The 21,835-nt window shown below is 60.5% G+C and carries 15 protein-coding genes and 2 pseudogenes; 5 read left to right on the top strand and 12 right to left on the bottom strand.

Annotated features, from left to right (window positions below; translation table 11 throughout):
- Positions 1 to 92: 92 nt before the first annotated feature.
- Positions 93 to 845: a hypothetical protein gene (locus F8O05_RS11715; RefSeq protein WP_158052938.1), complete on the bottom strand. Its 753-nt coding sequence runs from the start codon at positions 843 to 845 to the stop codon at positions 93 to 95.
- A 449-nt stretch (positions 846 to 1,294) separates the two neighbouring features.
- Between F8O05_RS11715 and F8O05_RS15095 the strand changes: the two genes are divergently transcribed.
- The 3 genes from F8O05_RS15095 to F8O05_RS11700 all read left to right on the top strand — a co-directional run bounded on the left by F8O05_RS15095 (position 1,295) and on the right by F8O05_RS11700 (position 5,641).
- Positions 1,295 to 3,901 (top strand): HNH endonuclease, encoded by a 2,607-nt coding sequence (locus F8O05_RS15095; protein ID WP_158052937.1) that lies wholly within the window; start codon positions 1,295 to 1,297, stop codon positions 3,899 to 3,901.
- 331 nt (positions 3,902 to 4,232) lie between these two features.
- Positions 4,233 to 4,574: a helix-turn-helix domain-containing protein gene (locus F8O05_RS15335; protein WP_342664647.1), complete on the top strand. Its 342-nt coding sequence runs from the start codon at positions 4,233 to 4,235 to the stop codon at positions 4,572 to 4,574.
- 50 nt (positions 4,575 to 4,624) lie between these two features.
- Positions 4,625 to 5,641 carry a DNA-processing protein DprA gene (locus tag F8O05_RS11700; protein WP_225735883.1) on the top strand — a complete coding sequence of 339 codons (1,017 nt, stop codon included), beginning with the start codon at positions 4,625 to 4,627 and terminating at the stop codon, positions 5,639 to 5,641.
- Between the two features lie 73 nt (positions 5,642 to 5,714).
- On the opposite strand, the gene F8O05_RS11695 is transcribed toward F8O05_RS11700, so the two are convergent.
- The 11 genes and pseudogenes from F8O05_RS11695 to mobF form a co-directional block, all read right to left on the bottom strand.
- Positions 5,715 to 6,098 carry a sulfate permease gene (locus F8O05_RS11695; protein ID WP_225735882.1) on the bottom strand — a complete coding sequence of 128 codons (384 nt, stop codon included), beginning with the start codon at positions 6,096 to 6,098 and terminating at the stop codon, positions 5,715 to 5,717.
- Between the two features lie 279 nt (positions 6,099 to 6,377).
- Positions 6,378 to 7,133: a TatD family hydrolase gene (locus F8O05_RS11690; protein ID WP_158052935.1), complete on the bottom strand. Its 756-nt coding sequence runs from the start codon at positions 7,131 to 7,133 to the stop codon at positions 6,378 to 6,380.
- Positions 7,130 to 7,891, bottom strand: a complete 762-nt coding sequence (locus F8O05_RS11685; protein WP_158052934.1) for a hypothetical protein — start codon at positions 7,889 to 7,891, stop codon at positions 7,130 to 7,132. Before F8O05_RS11685 ends, F8O05_RS11690 begins: the two co-directional genes overlap by 4 nt.
- A 527-nt stretch (positions 7,892 to 8,418) precedes the next feature.
- A complete protein-coding gene (locus F8O05_RS14830; protein WP_192497160.1) occupies positions 8,419 to 8,772 on the bottom strand; it encodes a hypothetical protein in 354 nt (117 codons plus the stop codon).
- Positions 8,773 to 8,870: 98 nt separating this feature from the next.
- Complete coding sequence (locus F8O05_RS14825) at positions 8,871 to 9,095, bottom strand: hypothetical protein (RefSeq protein ID WP_192497159.1); 225 nt, start codon at positions 9,093 to 9,095, stop codon at positions 8,871 to 8,873.
- A gap of 191 nt (positions 9,096 to 9,286) precedes the next feature.
- Positions 9,287 to 11,041, bottom strand: a complete 1,755-nt coding sequence (locus F8O05_RS11675; protein ID WP_158052932.1) for a KAP family P-loop NTPase fold protein — start codon at positions 11,039 to 11,041, stop codon at positions 9,287 to 9,289.
- Positions 11,042 to 11,172: 131 nt separating this feature from the next.
- Positions 11,173 to 12,174: pseudogene (locus F8O05_RS11670) on the bottom strand (MobF family relaxase); the annotation flags it as partial.
- Positions 12,175 to 12,350: 176 nt separating this feature from the next.
- Positions 12,351 to 13,442, bottom strand: a complete 1,092-nt coding sequence (locus F8O05_RS15090; RefSeq protein ID WP_225735900.1) for an ATP-binding protein — start codon at positions 13,440 to 13,442, stop codon at positions 12,351 to 12,353.
- A gap of 99 nt (positions 13,443 to 13,541) precedes the next feature.
- Positions 13,542 to 14,096 (bottom strand): annotated as a pseudogene (locus F8O05_RS15330) (helicase HerA domain-containing protein); the annotation flags it as partial.
- Positions 14,097 to 14,377: 281 nt separating this feature from the next.
- The gene (locus F8O05_RS11660; RefSeq protein WP_158052930.1) at positions 14,378 to 15,655 is read right to left on the bottom strand and encodes an SIR2 family protein; all 1,278 of its coding nucleotides are present in this window, start codon (positions 15,653 to 15,655) and stop codon (positions 14,378 to 14,380) included.
- A gap of 222 nt (positions 15,656 to 15,877) precedes the next feature.
- Entirely contained in the window at positions 15,878 to 19,333 is a 3,456-nt protein-coding gene (gene mobF, locus F8O05_RS11655) for a MobF family relaxase (RefSeq protein ID WP_225735881.1), read from the bottom strand.
- A 357-nt stretch (positions 19,334 to 19,690) separates the two neighbouring features.
- Here mobF and F8O05_RS11650 point away from each other — a divergent pair, with 357 nt between their 5' ends.
- Positions 19,691 to 20,809 (top strand): hypothetical protein, encoded by a 1,119-nt coding sequence (locus F8O05_RS11650; protein WP_158052928.1) that lies wholly within the window; start codon positions 19,691 to 19,693, stop codon positions 20,807 to 20,809.
- The gene (locus tag F8O05_RS11645) at positions 20,806 to 21,534 is read left to right on the top strand and encodes a hypothetical protein (protein ID WP_158052927.1); all 729 of its coding nucleotides are present in this window, start codon (positions 20,806 to 20,808) and stop codon (positions 21,532 to 21,534) included. The genes F8O05_RS11650 and F8O05_RS11645 overlap by 4 nt, the downstream gene beginning before the upstream one ends.
- Positions 21,535 to 21,835 lie beyond the last annotated feature (301 nt).

Here is a 21,835-nt window from a genome sequence, read left to right as displayed (position 1 = left end):
CAGGGCCTTGCGAGGTTGACCTTGAATCTACGAGGCCAAGTAGCCGCGATTGGTGAGAAATTGCGTCAAGAAAATCCTTGGTCAGAGCACGATTAGTGCGAGATTGTGGAGGTAGTCGTGGTCGAGGAGGACTGGGCGTGCCACTCGAAGATTGCCAGGCCGAAGAAGGCCAGCCCTCCGAGGGCGAGGATGATCGCGGCGACGATTCGGTAGTCCCAGGAGACTACGCGCTGGTAGACGGCCGAAATCTTCACGCTGAGTTTGGGGAACTGACGCCAGAGCCAGGCGATAAGGAAGAACGGGCCAGTCAGCGCGACGAGAAATATCGCATAGGCGACGACACGGAGGGCCCAATCGGCGGTCAGCCCCGTGATGACTCGGCCTGTGAGATACATCAACGGCAGTGTGGTGAAGCCGACGATACCGCCGCTGAGCCCAATTGAGTAGTACCCCAGCATTCGCGGATTTGCGGGTTCCTGACTGGTCTTTTTCGTTGGTCGTGTGGGCCGTACTGGGACGCGCAGCCGCCAGATCCATAGTGCCGCGGCGAGTACCAGGCAGAGGATGCCGCCGGCGATATCCACGCTGCGATTGAGTAGGACGTGGTCGACTTTGCCTCGTAATAGGGTGACCAGGTCGGTGGGGTTGAAGAAGAGGAAGACCACGAAGAGAATCGTGACGCCGGTTACTAGACCGGCCATTAACCACAGCAACCGGGGGAGTGCTCGGGTGGTTCGTGCGAGCATGTCGATCAACGCGCCGTAGATTGCCGGGTTACTTCCGAGCGAGAGTCCGATGCCAAGCAACATCGGTATTGCACTGAGCCACTTCAGCACTTCTTGCACTCGTCCGCCTTCGGTTCGCTTGTCCGGTGATGGACTCGGCCTGTGATCCGTTCAATGATAGGCACCTTGCCGAGGCTCGAGAATCCGAGGCGTGGACAGCAAGGTGCGTCAGCCTTATGCATTCGTTTGGTCGCCGCTATGTGGCTGCCGAGCAGCGCACGGCATCATCGGTTAGCAGGACCGAGTAGCGAATGCGGTTGACCGGAACGAATGGCCAGTGCGGTTTGCAGGAGAAAATGCCAGGCCGTTGAGCATGGAAGAGGCCTAACGAGACTCAACGTCGGAGGCTACTCCTACCCTGAGGGGTAGCAAATTGGTCGCTTTCTCGGCCCGCCTTGCAATTCGAAATTCAAATGACTTTTCGACAACGCTGCGAGGTAGGACTAGTTTATCCGTTCGATATCCGATAGTGTGGAATCACTAGCCAGCCTTCCGGGAGGTGATCCGCGATGACCGTGTGCGATTCGACGTTTGCCGACGATGACGACGACTTCAATAGGTATCGTGGTGCTTCCGGTGCTTCCGGTGCTTCCGGTGCTTCCGGTGCTTCCGGTGCTTCCGGTGCTTCCGGTGCGTCGGATGCTTGGGGTGCCTTGGGCGCACCCGGTACCGGGTTTGAGGACATCGTCGCTGGGCTCTCCAGGCGTTCCCCGTGGGACGAAGTCGATGCAATAGGGGCTACGGTGCCTGAGCCCGCTCCCAATTTCACGTCCCCTGGCTCCGCAGGGCGTGAATCTGTCGACGCCACGACCACGCCCACGGGCGATAGCACTGGGGCCACTGGTGGTTCCTGTTCCTGTGCTGGTGCCGCTACTGGTGCTGGTGCTGCTGGCGCCGATGCTGGTGCTTTCGTGTTTGGGTCGGGTTTCACTTTGCCGGAGGGTATGTCGCGTGATGGTGATCTTGCCCGGTTAATCGAGTCATTCGCTCGCTTCATCGACTCGTACGCGCGCAGTTTCCCGTTCTCTCGCGGAGTTCTTGAAGATGATCTGGAAGCGGCCTCGCAAGACCGGTTCCTGGACTTGATCGAGGTGGTGTCGGCTCACCAGCGGCAGCTGTCGTCAACGCTTGCGGTGATCGCGCAGGAGGTCGCGTATCGGTCGCGGGGTGAGTTGCTGGATCAGCGGCTTGACTTCCAATACGGATACAAGTCTCCATCGCAGTTCTTCGCGGACTGTGTCCAGATTGAACGTCGTGACGCGTTCGTGCTCACAAAGCTCGGGCAAGCCATCATTGGCGAACGGGCTCTCACCGGCGAACGGCTTCAAGCGAAGAACGAGGTTGTCGCTGATGCGGTGCGTGCTGGGGAGCTGGGGTTCGCGCACGCTAACGACATTGTTCGGCTTACCGAGAAGCTTGGGGAAAAGGCGAGGGTCGATCCGGAGGAGGTCGACGAGGGCGAACAACTGCTGGTGGATATCGCCTGCGCTGGCTTGCCGTTGAAGGAGTTTCGGGCCGCGATGGCGCATTTGGAGGGGTATTTGGATCCGGACGGGGTTGCCCCGACGATCGAGGCGCAACGCCGGCAGAACAGTGTCACATTCCGTAAGAACCAGGACACCGGGATACTGCACATGAATGGGAAGTTCGATGCGGAATCCGGTGCGACGGTGCTGCAGGTGTTCGAAGCGTACGTCACCGCGACGTTGCGCGCCTCCCGTGGCAACAACCACCCCGATGGCCTGGTATTGGACCCGGACCACCCTGACGCCACTACTACTGCGCAGAGCGTTGTTTCTCGCGCCGACGGCTCTGACCAGCAGGGTGGCGGTAACGGACGAAGTGACCTGGCTGCTGATGCCGAGCCGGCAACACATCCTGCTCCGGACGATGCTGAGACCGACGATACTGCGGCCGGCGGTGCTGGGGCTGACGATGCTGTGGCGCAGGCAGCGTTTCTTGATGGCAGCTTCCGGAATGACTCGGGCAAGGACCCGTATCGGCGTGACCAAGTTGCTGTCGAAACCAGGTCGATCCCGCAGATCCAGGCCGATGCGATGGTGGATTTCGCCAAGCACATTATCGGCTGTGATCTTTCGAAGCTTCCCGGCCCGTCGATGAGCGTGGTCGTGAGGATGGGGCTGGAAGACTTCCTCCCACCCGAGCAGCTCGCCGAACTACAGGCCAGTATCTCTGGAACAGCCACTGGCGGTCCTGCTGCTGGTTGTGGCGATTGTGAGGCTTGTGCTGGTGCCAAGGCTGGCGCCGACGGTGTAGACACGTCCGGGACCGACGGCGATCGTCCGGGTGCAGACAATCACACTCACGCCGACGCCGACTTTGATGATTCGGCTGATGCCGGACACCCTGGTGCTGGTGCTGGTGCTGGTGCTGGTGCTGGTGCTGGTGACGTCGGTGGCGCTGTGAATGCTGGTGTCCCTGACGCGGTGGCCGGTGACCCGGCTGCGGCGTTCCGTTCCCCAGCAGCTTCTAACTGCACGAACACCAACCAGCCAGGCACGAGTTACCCGAACCGGGTGCACACTGGGATCGCGACGATCGATGGTGCCGCGGGCGGCACCATCATCGATGTTGCTACCGCGCGACGGATCGCGGCCGCGGCTGGGATTATCCCGATCGTGCTCGGCTACGACTCGGTCGTGCTCGATCTCGGCCGCGAAGTACGACACTTCACCCGTGGGCAGCGACTCGCGCTGATCGAACGTGACGGGGGCTGCGCATTCTGCGGGCTGCCACCCGGGATGACCGAAGCCCACCACATGGCGTATTGGACCGCGCACGGTGGGAAAACTGATCTCGATAACGGGATCCTGCTGTGCAGTTCGTGTCATCGGCGGGTGCACGCGGGCTGGGAAATCCGGATCGTCCATGACCCGGCGAAATCCAAGCGCGCCGCGAAGCGCGCGAAACAGCGAGGCGGCGGGACCGTGTGGTTCATCCCACCGGCGAACGTCGATCCACTGCGTGAGCCGCGGTTGGGTGGCCGGAAGCGGTTCGATCTTGGTTACCGGAAGGAGCAACCACCGGTGCCGATCCCGGGATATGAGAACGCGCCCTGGGACACCCGCGGACCAACCTTCCGCCCCAAGGCCTAGAACGACGCAAAACTGGGTGCAATAGGCGCTACCAATGCGCGGCAGCTCGAACATTCTCGAGGGAAGCCGGACAATCGGGCCTATAAGCCCTAAAGCCGACTATCGAGGGGGTCGCGTTGGGGGTCGGGAAGCGAGAAAGACCCCCCCGCCAACTCCACGAGGGAGAGGCAGGGGTTCTTTATATTCACTGGGGTGAACCGTGGTGGGCCTCCATAGGTACTTCTCAAACCCCAGCAAGCCGCGAAGAACGTTGATTTCCCGTGTTATCAAGGGATCGAAGTCACAGCAAACACGTAGGGGTACCAACCTCGCGGCTGATTCCCGTGGTCCGATGCGTAAAAATTCGGGTCAGTCTCAAACCCGTTTGAGTGCCTCGAGTCGAGTCGCGCTTCTTGCTGGGTACGCCGAGGGGGTGCCGGTTCAGGAGCTGGCAAGAAGGTTCAACGTTCATCGTGCGACGGTGCGAGAGATTGCTCGGCGAGCGGGTCACCCAAGCAGAGCCCCAGAACATTCCCAACAGCTACGAAGTGAGGCGGCACGCCTCTACGCCGAGGGTTTCACCCTCAGTCAAGTTTCAGCGCAGTTGGGAATCGGCGACGAAGCCGTCCGCTCGGCCGTGGTAGCCAATGGGGGTACGATTCGACCCAAAGGCCGCCGTCGAATGAATGCTTGACCCGGGCGTCGAATGCTCACCTTCCCTTCAACGACGAAGGGAACGGGAACATGGACACGCTCTTGGCATTCACGACGGACGAACGTGCGGCACGGATCGCCCTGACCATGATCACGGACCCCACTGATGCAACAACGGGGCATCTCCTTGCAGTTCACGGCGCGGTCAACACTGTCACGATGCTTGCCGACGACGCACCGGTTCCCGGTTTGGATAACGTGGAAGCTCAGCTGTGGCGTAAACGCTTGATGCCCCGGGTGGAACCACGACTGATCCAAGAAGCACTCGACCTCACTGAGCATGGTGGCTTCAAGACGCTTATTCCCAGCGATGGCAACTATCCGGCGTCGCTCCACGATCTCGGCGACAGTGCCCCCTATGTCCTCTGGGTCAAAGGCGATGAGTCGCTACTGGCAATGCCAGAGAACGATCGCTTCACGATCACGGGTGCACGTGCGGCAACCAGCTACGGCGTGCAGGTCGCGAACGATGTCTCTGCTTACCTTGCCAGTGATGGGAAAGTAATTGTCGCTGGTGGCGCATACGGCATAGATGGTGAAGTACACCGGTCTGCGTTGGCGGTTGCGGGTCATACGATTGCGGTGATGGCCGGTGGAATTGACCGTCCATACCCAGCGGGTCATCGAGATTTGCTTGAACGTGTGAGTGATGTTGGACTGTTGGTGAGCGAGCAGCCGCCGGGAGCCACGCCGACACGAGCACGGTTCATGGCCCGTGCCCGCATCGAAGCTGCACTTTCTGGTTCAACGACGATCATTGAAGCCGGTTCACGGTCGGGCTCGTTACTGGTGGCTCAACAGGCATACTCGCTGGGACGGAACGTCGGTGCGGTGCCGGGGCCGGTGACAAGTGCCACGAGTTATGGCCCGCATCGACTCATTGCCCAGGGCGTCGCCAGTGTCGTGACCAATGCCAACGACATACGGGCACTTTCCGAGAAACAGCCGCCTTCAGGCTCGATGCCGCCACTCAGCGCCGAAGCATTCCGTATGGACAGATACTCGGCACATGCTCGTGCCGCTCATTCAGCTCACCGTGATCTCTGAGGCAACCTACGAGATCAACGATCGCAGTACGGATCGTTTGGTCTTGTGATGCATGTGTAGATAATGACGCGGATCAGCGCGCCGTTTCTAAATCACAATATTCAGTATCTTCGCCAAACATTTCCTGGGTCCTCTGCTGACTTCTGGCTCCGGTCTTGAGCCGGTTGACATGGAGACGCGCAAGCAGCATCAGACTTAACGGACCGATCCACAACATCTTGAGTCCGTTCCAAATGCTCGACAGGACAAGCACATTGAGCCAAGCTGGGCCGCCATCGTTGATGACCTGTATCAGGATTGCCGCGATCACGAAGTATGGGATCGCCAACAGCATCGCTGGCACGCCCCATTTGAGGCCGCGCGGGGTGCGGATCGCATCAAGCAGGATATTGGTCGGCATGTACCGACGCAGAAAATTTCGGGTAAGGACACTTCCAGTCCAGAGCAAGCGGATCACGGTCTCGTTCCTCTCCATCGCACAAACAACTCCGACGAGGCGATGCGTTGAAGAGTGACCTGAAGGATCTGCCACAAGTGGCGCGTTGGAATGAGAATCCGCCTCTGTCACCAGGATACGACGAAGCACTGACAGGAGGGAAGGTAACCCGATCGGAACTCTAAAAGCCCAAGGACATGACCGATGAAAAATACGGGATTGAGGTCACAACACCTCGTGATTAGCAGAAACGTACGACAGATAAAAACTCGGCTAACTCACTGAGGACGGACCGTCCGTCTAAAGATACAACAACGTGTCTGCAATGCTTTCAGGTAGGCGTTCGATAGCTCCAGATTGTTCACTCAACGTGCGCAGGTTCCACCATGTTGCAGCCCGAACTTCTTCCGGACTCGTTTTCCATACTTCGCTCAGAAGCTGTTCTATGGCCGCCATGTCTGCGGGTTTACGAGCACGCACCTTTCGCGCTGGGAAGTCAGTCTCACACAACACCCGTTCGCGAGGAAATTGTTGGATCTGTTCTCGGGACATCGCGGCATTCACAGAGAAGTACGCGTTGGTTTCGATAGCTCGTTGGACGTCAGTGTGATCACCGTTGAACCAGTGCAAGATTGCGCCGCGCATCCCAGCGTCATGGAGAGACTGCACGACCTCCGTCGATGCACCGGAGCTATGTATGGAGACCAACACAGGCTCATCGCGCACTATAGCGAGCACTTCTTTAAAGATGGACCTCTGCTCAGCCAGTGCGCCGCCGCGTCGGTCGAGCCCGATTTCGCCCACTAGAGCGAACGAACTGAGGAGGCTTTTGAACTGTTGCGGATCCCAAGCAGCACGGGCGGTAGAGACTCCTGGGTGGACGCCGAGTCCCCAGATTAGCGAGGAGTCGCGTCGGTTCTTGACCTGGTTTGCTTCATGGAGGCTTCGGGTCACGGCGAACACAACGGCGTTACCAAGGGCCGCGATCTGACTTGGCGTAACGTCCGGGTCGATGTGGGCGTGAGTGTCTAGCGCTGGAAGGTCTTTATCGATCATGTCAGGTCTACCTGCCCTAGCTCGGCGAGGCCACGTGCGGCTAGGTCACTGATGGCGTCCAGGTCTGCATCTGGTGGCCAAGTTCCCGCATCGATCTCGTCCTCGTCGATGCCACGCACGACTGCGTAGCTAATGGCCGCGCGGTCGCTGAATCGTCGCTGCAGAAGTTCGTCTCGTGCATTACCGACGAGATTATCGGATAAGTAGATCGTCGAGTCGTCTATTTCAGCTGCAATGAATGTGCCTCGCCTGGTTACGCACGAGTAGCACAGGCCGCAGTTAAGGGTCGAGTCGCCGCCTTTGATGCGACCACCGTCGAGCTTGCTGCACGAGATTGTGAGGCTGGCAGTCTGAACCCACCCTGCTGGTGGGCGGCTGTCCGCCACGAGGCGCATCTCTTCACCCTTGGTGTAATTGGCGAACGGGTTAGTTACGGATACCGACAGGCCGATGGTCTGGAGAAGTGTATTGATACGATAAAACGTCTCGGGGTGTGTAGAGCGGGTGGAGAGCGCACCGGCACGATTGGGGTGCAGGGGCAGGTTCAGACTGGTGAAGCCGTTCTCGGGTACGTATAACGTTGTCGCCTGGCGGCTGGTTGCGACAGCGACTCCGAAGGCCACGAAAAGCAGCGAACGGCTTCGACTGGAGCGTTCCTTCTTCTCCTGAACCTGGGTGAACTCAAGCTGGGTGCAGGAAGGTACAGATTCGTAGGAATCTTGAAGCCAGAAGCGGACTGCGTTCTGAGCTTGTCGCACTGCGGTTGCGGTGTCGTAGTGGCTGACGAAGAGGGGTACCTCGTCAAGCGTTGCTAGCAGGTGTAAAGCACCGAGGTATGAGTCGAGTCCACCACTGAGGAGAGCGACGGACGTCGCAACATCGAGTGATTCGCTAGCGCCAGAATCGGATCTGGTGGTTGGGTCCTGGATCAGGTCGATCTCCCACGCGTCGCCAGTGAGCCAAGAGAGGAGCTGAGCAAGTTGATTCGCCCCTTCGCCGTCCCAGGGAACCGGGTCAGCAACCTCCACGGTGAGATGAAGACTCCGCGTGAAAGCGGACGGCCTTGCAGAGAGTCGATCTGCGAGATACGCGGCTCCAGCAATACGAACAAGGTCGACGGCTCGGTCTGGGACGTGACCCAATGAAGGGAGCCACCAGCCCAGGCTAGTCTTAATCGTTTCAGTCTCGCCTCCTCCGGTCGGCCATCTCAATCGTTGATAGGCAATTGGACTGTCCTGCGTGGAATCTTGACCTGAGATGTAGAAGTGAGTCTGTGGCATGTTGGTTACCTCGCCCTCAATACGCGGATCGCTCGTTGAGCGAGGTCAGCGGCGGTTTGATGCAGGTCGTTAGCCGACAGGGCCGGGCCAGCATCAATATCAAGTGCTCGGACTTTGGCATCAATCCAGCCTCGCAACATTCTTTCGCGGGTTAAGGCTTCATTCCCGTCGAGTGTGCCGCTCGTGATCTGGTCTTTGAGCTCGACGAGTCCGAGCTGGAAGATGTAAGCGCTTACGAACCCCTTGATCGCTTCGTTAGCGGTCGGTGGTTCGCCGTCAGTGGCGACGATCCTCTTGACTTGTTCCGTAGCTGCCCGTCGGATGGCTCGATCATCGGGGTGTCCATCGTCGCCGATCATGAGGGCCACGAGTTTGCTGATGCGTGCTCGCGGGGTCAGTGAGTCGAACTCGGCAAGCGAAAGGCCGTAGTCCGCTAGCCTCTGAGTATCGCGGTTCCTTAGTGCGTAAGCCGCCCCAATCGTTGCGCCGCCGCGGGATGCTCCGCCAATGACCTGTCTGGAAGATCTGCTGCCGGATCGTCCAGTTCCTGCGGAGCGTCCTCCAGTTCCTCCAGCGCCACTTGCTCCTCCGGCACCTGCTCCTCGTCGTCCCGGGGTGCGGGGTCGAGGAATCGGAGGCACAGTGTTGCGTCTAGTCGAAGGGTCGTCGCGCCAGAGCGCATCGATTAGAGCTTGACCGACGCGGTCGAGATTCGACGCTGGCGATATCGGGTCGAAGAGAGTGTCTGAAGGTTGATCTGGCTTAGAATTATCAGTTCCCTCCGTTCCGTCCCCGTCGCCCGATGAGCCGAGTCCGGACCACGCGTCCCTGAACTCATTCCACGCGGTGGAGTTGCTGCCACCGTATGCGCCGCTAGTTCCCATTTAGCTGCCCCAGCTCGTCGCGTGCACTTTCTTGTGTCGAAGGGTGTAGCGAGGTATCTTGCGCAGCACGTTTCACAAGATTAACAAGCGCAGGCCGACGGCTGTTGGCAAGTTCGACGATCGCTCCCGGTGTGAGTCGCGCTCCCCAGCAGTGCAGCTCAATGCCTGTCGCCGCGGCATCTTCGAGTGCAGCGTTTTTCCCAACCCACACGACTGCACCACGGATCACTGCTTCTGCGTCGTCGGTACGTTTGGTGGCACCGATCAGTACCTCCAGCGCCGCGAGTTGCTCATCTTGTCCCCGGTCAGCTAGAGCGTCTGCGGCGACATCGCGCACTGCTTCACTTTCGCTGAGCAGGTCATTGATGAAGGCGAGCAGGTCGTCCGAAACCTGCGCGCCCATGCTGACGTTGATAAGGCTGGCAGCGAGACTGATGTAGGGATCGAGGTTCAGATCCTTCAGGAACGGGGGCGCGGCGGCCCACTCTTTCGTTCCTTCATCAATGCCGTCAGGCAATGTGGCGTCCTCCCCCTCCTTTCCGGAGGGGCGTGCCCAACCCTCCCATCGGGCCAGAAGCGCTCTGCGATCTTGAACGGGTGCTGCAGCGAGCGTATTGAAGGAGGTTCTGTAGAGTTCTTCGAGCAGGAGCAGTTTGATCATCACTGATGGAGCAACATTCACACCGCGCGCCAGCGCGATGGACTCGCGAACCCCGAATGCGTTGAGAAACCTTTTGATCTGTCGAGGATTAGACCGACGATCAGCGCTCAAGCCCTCTGCGAGTTGGGTCGCCAACGCTAAATCCTCATCGGTTGGTACGACGTCCAAGTCATCTAGGCCGTGTAGCAGTGGCGTCTGGTTGGAATTCCTACGCGTTCGAACATGGTCTGCAAGTTTCCGTAGGTCGTCGCTTTCCATCGAACGCCCAGCAATCAGGAGGCCAATGTACGCCTCTGCGTCCGCTCCGGACAAGCGCGGAAGTGCAATTGGGAGCTGGACAATCTTCTCCAGGTAACGCTTGGCAAAGATGTCGCCGCGTCGAGCACCATCAAGGCTGACCGAGATAGCGTCACGAACCATTTCCTGGTCAGCGGCAAGGACGAACACCATCTTCTCGGTCGACAGGAACAATTTGATCGCTTCGAGCGTCGCGGTCACCGCATCCGGCAGACAACGGTCAAGATCATCGACGAGCACCACGACCCGCTCCACTTTCGGGATCAATGCCAGCATGTCCTTGTAAGCATCGTTGAAGCTCGCCATCGACTCCGGACCAGCCGGGTCCTTCGGACGGAATATCTCAGCGATCTGCTGAGGGTCTATTTGGAAAGTCAGAGCACCCTTGGCAATCGCGACTGCTGCACGGCTCCAACTAACCCGATCCAGAAGTTCCTTGGCCTTAGCCACAACATTCGCTTTGACCCCAGAGTCCTTAATCTGAGCCTGAATGCCGTGAAGGATCTCGGCAATCAAGGTGCCCTTGACGTCATCCTGATCGTCGTATGCCCACGGGTTGGTAGAGACGACGAAGCAAGTCTCGTCGTTCTCGAACTCTGCCTCGATGAGCTTGAGCACGGTGGATTTGCCGCCACCCCAGGGACTCTGCACCGAGAGCGTAAGGGGGTGAATCTTGTGTTCACGGATCGCTGCGACGATCGGGTCGACCACTGCGTCGAATCCTAGAAAGTCGAGCGTGCTGGGATTATCATCCCAGAGCCTGATCGTTGGGGGCGAAATAGCCATTGCCTGCCTCGCTCTCCGGCGATGACTCGGCTCTGCGAATCGCCTACTTGTTTAAGAGATACATATGGTCATCAAGTATCACCCATGGCCCTGCTGTAAGGAGGGAGCGACACACGCGGTGACAGTCGATTTCAGAGTCCGCGAGCGCGATTAACGGCGCGTTGGTGGTCGCGCCGTTGCATGGGCGTATGGATTTCTTGGAGTCGTTGGAGTGCGGTCTGTGCTCGGACGTGGGCGATCTTCTGCGCAGTGCGTTCGGGTACAGGACCTAATGGGTGCGCTCCGCTGATCTGGTACCGGTCACGGTAAGCGGCGAGCACTCGTGCTTGCCGAGTCCATGCCGTGGCCACTTTCGGTTCCTCTGGAATCGGCCCGATCAGGGCGACCCACTCTTCGCCGTCAGCGAGTGCTGTGTTGAGAACGGCGTCGGCGCGTTGCTCGATCAGCTCGCGTCGCTCATTGAGTGCCTGCCGCATTTCTGGACTCATGGTTCCGTCTGCGGGTGGGATAAGTCCTGCGATCAGGCGTGGCTGTTTGCGCGTCCGCCCTGACCCGGCTGGGCGGACGGTCGCTTTAGCGAGTCGGGCATGCAGTACCGAGGCGATGTCATTGGCATCCTCAACGCTGCGTGCCTGCACGAGGCGTGGCAGGAGCCGATCCACATCGTGGTGATTCGCTTCCGCTCGTCGCAACTCCGCCGATAGTGCACCGTATGCATCAGAGGCAAGCACGTCTTCGGCCTGTTCAGGCGTGAGGCCACTCGCATGTAGCAAGGTCGCCCAGCGGTCGTGTTGGGCGGCTTGCGCGATCGTCTCGTACTCCGCGGCGAGTTGGGCGATCGAGCCCCACTGCTCTTGCTCCGCGGTGATGGTTTCGCGGGCGGAGAGTTCAGCACCGACGTGTTGCATGACTCCGTAGAGCACTGACCTGGCAGTGGCATCGGTGTTATCGCCTGGGTGGAGCTGGCTGTGCGCATCATCCGGTCGGTCCACGGCGACATAAGCGTGGTTTGCGTTGCGGCCGCGGGTCATCGCGACGTAGAAGTTCTCCCGTGTCGTTGTCGCGGTCACAACCGTGTGCGCGGTGTCGGTCGTGATTCCTTGAGCCCGGTGTGCCGTGACGGCGTAGCCGAGGTACCCCAAACACACTTACCTGTGATCTTGCGCGTGTGCGCGGTACCAGGTTACTGGATTTGCACGATTGTCGGATACACTCGTGATGCGCGACTTGCGCAGTCGAGACCCGCTCTAGCGATCACTTCCTCCGTGGCGGCAAGAAGTCTCCGAGACGGACTCGCGTGTCGCGCGATTCAGGATGTCCAATGATCGACAACTGCTTGCCAGTCGAACTCGATAGTCTTGCCGACAGTCCAAGTATCCCAGTAGCGAGGGTCGTCTGAGTGCGGCCGTTGGCTGCGATCAAGGTGACCTACCTCGACAAGAGTCGGTACCTCCGCTGCCCACCCAAGCAGGATTGCCTGGCGTGGTGGCAACGACGGCAATTCGTGCAATAACTCGCCGAGCGAGTCAGGCACCAATCGTCCGAGCAGATCCTGATCTCGGTCGTTCACGATGCGGTGAAGAAGGAAGCTGTTGCACTGAGAGAGCACAGTCTGGGAAAGCGCAGAGGGGCGTTGCGAGGACAGCACAAGACCAAGTCCGAACTTTCTGCCCTCTCGCGCGATGCGTTCGAAAGTCTCACGGCAGAGATCAGCGCTGGTCGGTATATCTGCACTGCTGACGCCGGATGCTACGAAACTGTGCGCTTCTTCGAGCACCAGCACAGTCGGAAGAACTTCGCCAGTGATTGCTCTGACGTGCTGGAGGGCCTCCATAACTAGACGTCCGATCACTGCAACCGCAGTGTGAACGACCTCTGGGGCCAAAAGCGACAAATCGACGACAGCGACTTCGCCATTCTCACATTCTTCGTCTCCGAGAAACTTGCTGAGCCATTCCGCAAGGGTCTCATCACCGTCAGGTGCAATGATCGGCTGATGACGAAGATCGCCCAACAAACCTTTGACTCTCATTTGGAACGATGACGCATATCCGGCATCCCTCTGGAAATCAGGTGTCCTCAGCAGTGCTTCAAGTTGAGACGGAAGATCCTGTGGGTCGAAAACTACTGGCATGTCCTCCGTATACTTCGGGGAAGATTCCGGCTCGCCTAGCTCGGTGAGGGCGCGACGAAGGCAGTCAAGAAGTCCATCAACCTCACTGCTTACATAGCTATTCTCTCCGTATTGGCGAGTCGAAGAATGGCGCTGTTGCATATCCCTAACATGCTCGAGAAGCTCTGGGATTCCGTCTTCGTCTTGCCAGGGAGAGAAGACCCCCTCCATGTCTTCCAGCACCAAAGTGAAACCCTTGTATCGCGGAAAGTTGAAATACGCAGGCATGTCGCTTCGCAGGATGTTCCATATATCGAAATGAGCCCGAAGCTCTACTGCTAGACGATCGATCCCCTCAATCTCTGGATCTAGACTATTTCGGAGGTTTCTGAGGGCGCGTTGAAGCAGAGGCCGTTGCGACTGCAAGGAGGCTCTGGTGATTGCGGCCCATTCAGCGCTTGACCAGGACCAAGCGGGAACAGTGAGCCTCTCTTCGCCTTGGCTGCTGGGCTCAACGCGGAGGACCCTCACGCCGGTCAAGTCTTTGAAGCAATCCTTGTACTCGCCGTTCGGGTCTAGTACTACGAACCTGGCACGCGATTTGTTGTTGCTGGACGCTTCGCGTGCAGCCGATAGTGACCAGCGGACAAGCCCAGCGACGGTACATGACTTGCCCGATCCCGTCGATCCAAGGACTGCCAAATGTCTGCCGAAGAGGCGGTCTGGATCGAATGCGACATCCGTATCGCCTGCGAGAGGTGATGTGCCTAGTACAACCTTCCCGCCTGCAGCTCCTGCGCTGCCGATCGCTCGGATTTGCTCGGCATCGGGAACCAATACCGGCTCACCTACCGACGGATAGGAGACGACACCCCGAACTAGTTCGGGCGACGTGTCGTGAGTCGACCCCCATCTCAGGGTCCCTAACGGGGTGACCGACATTCGCCGCCGCGGGAAAGGGATGTCGAGCAGCGTTCGGTCGTGACGTTCAGCCACCAAGGGCATCGAGCTATCTATGCCTATCCAAGTGACAACACCAACCAAATGACCGACCTCGCTGGGGATAAGCACCCATGAGTTGATTCGGGGAAATCGTTGCACGAGGCCTGCATCCAACGACGTTGCGCTTGGTGCTTCGTCCGATAGAGAGACTCTAATCTCTCGGGGAGAGACACTCTCCACTGAACCGATGATCTGGTTCTTGCGAAAATCGAATGGTGTGCTCATGAGCCCTCATTGTCGGCGTTCTTCGGCTCGATTTCATCCTCAAGTTTAGATCGCTTGTTGAGGTATTCGAACTGAGCTTCAAGGATTCGATCCGAGGTAATTGCGGGGAGCAAGGAGGAGAACTCTTCAAGGCCTCCTACATCCGGGCCCAAAAGTTCAGTCGTCTGCGACACAGGAAACAGAGTCCGGGCCTTGAAGGAATCGAGGGCGCTCAGAGGATCGCGCGAGACAACAACCAAATGGGTTGACGGAACGCGGAGCATATCTGCAATCACGCGATTAATATGACCATCGCCGAACCCGTAGCCGAAAGTGACCAGTGTCGTATTTGGGCGACAAACAGCCGCGGCGAAGTCGCGGAACAACTCGGCGTAAGGATAGGACAGGGTCTCAACATCCTTTGCCGGATTGGGGTAGATGACTGCGTTCGCTGCTGTTTTCGAAGCTGTGCGAGGCCCGCCGAAAGGAATCGAGTCGCGCCAAATCTCCCCTCTTGCGAAGCTCCAGTCGATAGAACCATGCAGTTTGGCGAACCTTGCCACGCCGTCGACCAGTCGGGGCTCGCCCCTAATCCCCGGCGGAGAATAATGAAGGTCCAGGTTGATTCTGGATGCGCTGAACTTGGGGTGGAGCCTGCCTTCGAAGCGGTCTATCAGATGTAGACCAAGTACATCGGCCGCGTACTCCAATAGCCGATCGTAGTTAGTCGTAAAGAGGTTCAGACGATCGCGTTGAGCTGGCCGCGCGACGAAGGGTCCGAGAAACTGTGTCAAGGCGCGCGCAACTTTAAGGGCTTCGCTGTCAGACTTCTGGTGGTGCTCCCAGATGTTTCTTTCGAAATCCAGAACTTCATTCAACAGGCTCGACATGGCGGCCTCAATGGCATCTCTGACTGAGTTCTCGTTGGACTTCTCACCGAGCACAGCGAGGCCATCCGCGAGCATCATGGCAGCTCGAATCTCGTCTTCAAGATTTACGTCTCGACCGACGTTCTGAGCCGATTCCTTCGCGTACTCTCTTATCCGAGGAAATGGCGCTTCCTCGTCTTCTGAGATGTGGCGAGACATTAGGGGTGGGTGTTTCCCCGCCATACTGCCCGCCGCTGCGCTCAAACCGTTGCCGATCAGAAGTGAGAGATGCTCGGTCTGAAGTAAAGCGGCTAGCCACGCCTCGACTCGACGAGTCTGAACTGCGGTCAACGATCCTGAACTGTCAACCTGTAGTGGATCATCCGCGCCGAGCCGGATGACAGAGATCTGCTTGCTACCGGACATCTTGGTTCCCTTGCCGGTCGCTAGGGTTGGTACCACGCTTCGGGAACCCGAGGGCTCGGTGCGTACTGCGGTGACCACTGGACACCGTTGTTTGTTCGGGTGACTTCACCTGGCGGAGACCTCCTACCGGTGACGCGGTCACCTACTGTTCGCTAGATGTCCCTCTCATTCTCCCGCATGCGGTCAGCGGTCACCAGGCGACACGCACGTGAAGGAGTGACGTCATAGCCCGCGCGTCGGCCGCCAGCGATCGGGATTGTGACGATGGAGTTCATGCTCGTAGGGGTCGCTGAGCCGACGGGCTCGTTCTGCCATCTGCTGTCGGCGCTGCTCCTGCCCGGCACGTTTGGCCTCGATCAGCCGGGCGGCATCGTTGACGGGCAGTGCACGGAGTTCGTCGGCCTCGGTACGGAGCATAGCGGCCTGGGTCTTAGCATCTCGCACCACACGATGCGAGCTGACGCCGCCAATTCCGAGATCAGTGCGACGCGCTTGGTCGGCTCCGTACTCGCGCACGAGCATCGCCCGGCGTTCCTGCTCATGGCGTCGTCGTACTTCCTCGCGGCCGGTCCTGGCGGCTTCGACAACCTGCGCTGCCTCGGCCACGCGAGGGTCGGCGCCCGCGCGTTTCGCGGCAACCTTGCGCGCCCATTCGATGAGCCGATCAGGATTCTCAGGCGTGGCGCCCCACTCGGTGCTGACCTGCCCGCGCAACGTCTGGGTGCGTTCGGTCGCGGCCTGGTGCTCAGTGCGGGTTTTGCGTCTGCCGAACCTGCCTACGGTGGCGAGGCGGCCACGGGCGGCGGCCTCGTCTGCGACGGCAGCGAGGTATGCCGCGCCGTCGCGCTCGGCCTGGACAGTGAGCGGCCCGGCGACCTCGGTGCGTACCTGCTCGGCGGCTTCCTCGGCCTTGCGGAGAACTGCGGTGCTCTCGTCATCCTCAACCCGATGAGCGGCACGTTGGGCATCGAGGCGCGCGGCGATCTGATCCCACCGCTCCGCTTGCCGCTCTACACGTTCGGCCTCCCTGTCGAGTCTGGCGAGTTCTTCGGTGACGCGGCGGATCGGGCCGTTCTTGATGATGCCCCGCACTGCTTCGGCGGCTTGGACGGTGGCGTGGGTGAGACCACGGTCTGCCCGGTCGCGTTCCATCGCATCAACGAACTGCGCACGCGCATCCGCCAGATTCTCAGCGATGACGTACAGCCGGTTGTGCTCGCGGCCTCGGGTCATGCCGACGTAGACGCCTGCCGCGCTCGTCGCCTCAGTGAGCAGCGTGTGGGAGGTGTTGACGGTTGCGCCTTGGACGCCGTACGCGGTCGCGGCGTACGACAGGTGCGCGTGTTCACTCACGTACTCAGGTGGCAGGGCGACGGTGCGCGGGTTTCTGCGCCCGCTGGCTGTTTCTCGCGCGTAGAGGGTGCCGTCCTCAGCGATGTGCTGGACGATCCACTGTTGCCGGTTCGCTACGCCAAGCGCGGTGTCGTTCTTCCTGGTTTGGATCAGATCGCCCCGACCGATAGGCAGCTCGTCGCTCCCGAACGCCGTAATCGTGTCATCGACCTCACCGTTCTCAACCCGTCCTGTGCGGATGCGCTCGTTCAACGTGGCGGCCTCATCGTTCGAGGCGACCGTGATCGCCTCACCCTCAGTAGCGTGCTCGGTGACGTGCTGCTGGGCTTGTTCCTCGTCCGCGTGCAGTGTTACGAGGCCCATGGCTGCGAGCCGGTCGAACACTTCGCCGGGGTTCTCCCGGTCGCGCATCGTCAAGGTGAGTGCCGCGTACTCGGCGTCGGCGAACCGGTGGAGTTCGGTCATGTCGTAGGTGCGGCCACGAACCTGGGCGGCCATGTCGAGCACGCCGCCCCGGCCGACGGCGGGGAGTTGGGCGCGGTCGCCGACGAGCGCGACGGTCGCGCCTGCTTCGGCGGTGATGGTGAGGAGGGCGTGGGCGGTGTCTTGGTCGAGCATCCCGGCCTCGTCCACGATCACCCGCTCACCCCGGCGCAGCACTGCATCCGCTGAGGGCCCGGTGAAGGTGCGTCCGGTGTCGGGGTCGGTGTCGCCGGGGCTCAGGCGTGTCCATACGCCATCGGAGTTCCAGCGCCATCCGTGCGCGTGCACGAGCGCTGCAACGGATGTTGCGGGGACGCCGAGTTCTTCGTGCGCGACCTGCGCCGCCCGCAGCGTCGGTGCAACCACCCGCGACGCACGCCCGTGCTCGGCGGCGGCTTCGATGGCGGTGCGCAGCATCGTCGTCTTCCCGCTGCCCGCCGCGCCCTCCACGATCACCAACGGGTCAGAGGATGCAACCGCAGCAGCAGCCATCGTCTGCCCTTCATCCAGCCCTGCCACTCGTGCAGCATCGGTCACGTCCGGATGCTCCAGTTCTTGCTCCGGTGTGGCGGCGGTGAGCCGGTCACGGAGCGCGGTTTCGGCGGCGACAACGGTGAGGCTGGTCAAGTGCGCGACATGCTCCGGCGTCGCCGCATCAGGTGGCAGGATGGAGAAGCAGTCCGAGACCGCAAGCTCGGTCGCCATCGTGATGAAATCCCGCAGCTCAGCGGGGGTTGCTTGCACACCGTGTTCGGTGGTGATGCGGGTGACATGCTCCTGCACCGTGTGTCTCGTCCATGCTGATGATACGGCGGCGCAGCGATCCAGCGCCCGCGATGCAACCTCCTGCACCGCAAGATCATCCAACAGCACCAGGCTCTGCACGGTGCTGCGTTGCGGCGCAGCGGGGTTGTATCCGGCGTCGCGGAGTTCCTGCACCCACCACTGCTCGTTCTTCAAATCAGCAGGCTTCTTCCCAGGCCGTTCGTGTGTCCACGCGATGCCCTGCAGCCTCGCCGTCATCACCGGGCCGAGCTCTTCGCCGGGGTGCTCGGCTTCCCATTCGGCTTTGAGCCGGTCAAGGTTGCGTCTGATCTGCGCCGACCGCTTCGACATCACCCCATTGAACGGCCGCAACTCCACCACCTCACCGGAAACCGGGTCGAGTGTCAGGCCGTGCTCGCCAAGGGTCTGCGCGAGGTGCGGGTGCGCGGCGATCACCGCGGTGCCGAGGGCACGGATCACGCCCTGCTGTTTGAACAACGCCGCCGTATCGAGCGCCCGCCACTTCCCAGCCGCCCGCACCCGCGTGCCGATCTGCATATGAATGTGCCGGTGCGGATCGCCCGCACGCGAGGTCTTATGCCGAATACCAACGACCTGCATCCGCTCGATAGGCAGCACTTCCCGTTGGTCGCGCGGCCCGACCCTGGTGACGGAGTGCTGGCCGAGCCACCGGCGAATCTCAGCCAGCGCGTCCTGCTGCGCAGCATCGAGCGCTGCTGATACCTCCGGGTGGAGTGCGGCTGCGACCGACAAGGACTTAGGGGCGTTGAGCGTCATCTCCGCGAACAACGGCGAACCCTTCGACCCCTCACCCGGCTTGCGCGGGGTGCCCATCGACTCACCCGTGATCGGTTCCGTCCAGTCCACCCAACCCTCATACTCCTCGGCGGTCAGGGAACGGGTGTCCGTGACCTCGCCGCTGGCGTCGAGCACCGCGTACTCGGCCACGGCGTTGTCCGCGTCGAGGTAGTACTCGTCAGCGCGGGAGCGGTCGGCCTCGACATAACGGCGCGCGGCAGCCCCGCTGCCGCGAAACAGGATCACACCGCCCTTCATCTCGACCTCCCTCATGAGTCGTCTCATGAGGGAGGTGCGCACGCCCCACCCACGGTGGCATACGTGCCTCACTTTGAGACTGAGGGGTGTTAGAGCCGAGGAGCCAGGCAGTCGGATTCTCAGGGGCAGTTCGTAGACTCGGAGTGTGCGGATTCTGGTGGAGGAAAGCGAGTGGGCTCAGGCTTGCTGCGGCATTGGGTTGTGTGTCGGTACTGAGACAACCGGGGATCTCTCTGCGGCTGATTCCACCTTGACACGGCTTGACGGCCAGGACTGGGGGTCAAGCCCCGACTTGGATCCGGCCTCCGATCAGACGCTGCGCGGCAACTACTCCTACGTGCTACGGGAGGTGTCCGCATGAACAACACAACCTCGCTGGCAGACCTCCTCATGCGCGGGCCACGGGGACGACGATTGCTCCTCGAGTACGCGATCGCGTCTGATCGCCTCCACGACCCCGAGTACCGTGAGGACTCGTTTAACGCGGGAGTCTTTCTCGCCTCGTATCATCTCGACCCAGGTAAGGGCACGTCGGTGCAGTTGATCGGCGACGTCGGTGCGGAGATTCAGGAGGTCACGCCCGCTGAGGTTGCAGCACGCTTGGAAACTGTGGCGTTGGCCGAAGTGACGCCGGAACTGTTGCGTGATTGCGTCGCCGAGTCGGTCGGTTCGGCAAGGTACTGGCAGGAAGCCGACGGGAACGACGTACTCGCGGCGACAGTCGAGATGCAGGCCCCGCTTCGCCGCGTCGCGGAGCACGTCGCCGCGTCTGTGCATGCCGAGTGGTGGGGCGAGCCGGTAGCGGAGTGTTCCCAATGGCAGGTGGAGTGGGATGACGCGCCCCCGCACGAGATCATGACAGACCCGATGGCGCTACTTCGCAAGGTGCGGGATCAGATCATCGAAGAAGAACTGGCCGCCAAGCGTGAGCGACCGTCGGATGTGACTGCGAACTGGAGCGGGATGTGGTGGTCGCGGCCACCGTGGGAGCTTCCCTCGACCACCAGAGCACTGTTCGACGGGAGTCCTGCCGGGTTGTGGTTCGTGGAAGACAGCCTCGGCTACGAGCAAGCGGATACCCGGCGGCTGGGGATACCCGCGGGGCTGCGTATCTTCGAGATCGACACCGCACAAGCGTGGGCGGAACTTTGCGCGCGGTTCCCGATCGAGGTCACCGCGCAGAAGCGTCACGACTGGTACCGCACCACCGGGCGAGATGGCGCTTGGGTGAGCCCGGACTGGGCGAAAGTCGCCGAACACTACGACGCCGTGCACCTCCAGGTACAGGCGTATCTTTCTGCGGCGGGAACAGCGATCCCTGTCGATGAACAGGCCGCTACCGTGATCGCGGGCTGGGACCCGGATCAGACGTTCTGGTTCACACCGAACGTGCGCTACATCGACGACCCCCTGCGCTGGGTACTCGAAGAGAACGGCGAACGCACCGACTGGGTGAGGCAGGAGAACCAACCATGATGATCGAAACACGATTGCGGCCACGTGTCGCGCTCGGCGCGGCAGTTGCTGTAGCGGCAGCGATTTTGCTGTCTGCCTGCGCCCCCTCTCCGACGACGACCACGACCGACGCTGAGGGGAACACTGTCACCGTTGATTGGGTCGACTACCCGGCGCACGCGGGCATCCCAGCAAACGATGTGTTGATGCTCTCCGCTGCTGAAGAGGTTGAGGCGCGAGCAGACGAGCTCATCGCCGAAGTTCAGGACACTCTCGAAAGTGAGTACGGCATCACTGGGTGGACGGTAGAAAACGAAAGTGGCTGGTATCCACAGGAAGGCAACGGGTACGGTGGCAAATCGCTGCTAACCACCTATAACTCTGCAAGCCATGAGGTGAACGTCACAATCCCCATCGAACAATGGGATGCGGTTATCGACACCGTTCGAGAGATCGCGGAACGGTATGAGATCACTGACCAAGTGCGCGACACCTACTTCGAGGAGTATCCAAAGTGGATGCGGGTAGGGAGCTTCTATCGCGGGACTGAGTTCTTCGACGTCACCATCCAGGACGAAACGCTCAACCCTGACTACCAGGCGGGCGAGAGCGACGACGAACTCGTGGCGGGTGTTTCCTTGTTCTATGGGATCACGACGATCAGTGAAACAGATCGTGCCGAGTTCATCCGCCACGCGGCCCCTTTCGAGGGAATCAAGATGCCAGAGGCAACGACCTCCGACTGACACTCACGCGCGGTCCTGCCACCGTGGCGGGGGCGTGGGATCAGGGGTTTTCCTGTTTCTGGGTGAACCGTGCCGGTGGTGTCACCGTGGCCCCACCGCGCGACCTGGGGTTTTATGTTTTGGGCGCGAACCGCGGATCAATTCGGCGAAGCCACTTGATTTTGGAAAGTCTCTTGGGGGGTGCCCCTATGTGATCTGTCAAGCAGCTAATGCCAGCGGTCGGGGTTCCGGTGCGTCGTAGAGGGTGCCGTCGCGCATCATCGCGAACAGCACTGTCGATCGACGGTGAGCCAGCGCAATC

Origin of the sequence: Gulosibacter chungangensis (assembly GCF_008831155.1) — a bacterium.
Lineage (GTDB): Bacteria > Actinomycetota > Actinomycetes > Actinomycetales > Microbacteriaceae > Gulosibacter > Gulosibacter chungangensis.
The sequence above is the reverse complement of the archived record's forward strand: the minus strand, read 5'-3'. Positions and strand labels throughout refer to the sequence as shown.

Bases quoted from the DNA above. Each gene is read 5' to 3' on its own strand.
- F8O05_RS14825 (WP_192497159.1), bottom strand. From the start codon at position 9,095: ATGCGCTCTGGCGCGACGACCCTTCGACTAGACGCAACACTGTGCCTC.
- F8O05_RS15335 (WP_342664647.1), top strand. From the start codon at position 4,233: ATGCGTAAAAATTCGGGTCAGTCTCAAACCCGTTTGAGTGCCTCGAGT.
- F8O05_RS11700 (WP_225735883.1), top strand. From the start codon at position 4,625: ATGGACACGCTCTTGGCATTCACGACGGACGAACGTGCGGCACGGATC.
- F8O05_RS11690 (WP_158052935.1), bottom strand. From the start codon at position 7,133: ATGATCGATAAAGACCTTCCAGCGCTAGACACTCACGCCCACATCGAC.
- F8O05_RS15095 (WP_158052937.1), top strand. From the start codon at position 1,295: ATGACCGTGTGCGATTCGACGTTTGCCGACGATGACGACGACTTCAAT.
- F8O05_RS11650 (WP_158052928.1), top strand. From the start codon at position 19,691: ATGAACAACACAACCTCGCTGGCAGACCTCCTCATGCGCGGGCCACGG.
- F8O05_RS11675 (WP_158052932.1), bottom strand. From the start codon at position 11,041: ATGGCTATTTCGCCCCCAACGATCAGGCTCTGGGATGATAATCCCAGC.
- F8O05_RS11645 (WP_158052927.1), top strand. From the start codon at position 20,806: ATGATGATCGAAACACGATTGCGGCCACGTGTCGCGCTCGGCGCGGCA.
- mobF (WP_225735881.1), bottom strand. From the start codon at position 19,333: ATGAAGGGCGGTGTGATCCTGTTTCGCGGCAGCGGGGCTGCCGCGCGC.
- F8O05_RS11660 (WP_158052930.1), bottom strand. From the start codon at position 15,655: ATGTCCGGTAGCAAGCAGATCTCTGTCATCCGGCTCGGCGCGGATGAT.
- F8O05_RS15090 (WP_225735900.1), bottom strand. From the start codon at position 13,442: ATGCCTGCGTATTTCAACTTTCCGCGATACAAGGGTTTCACTTTGGTG.
- F8O05_RS14830 (WP_192497160.1), bottom strand. From the start codon at position 8,772: ATGATCGGCGACGATGGACACCCCGATGATCGAGCCATCCGACGGGCA.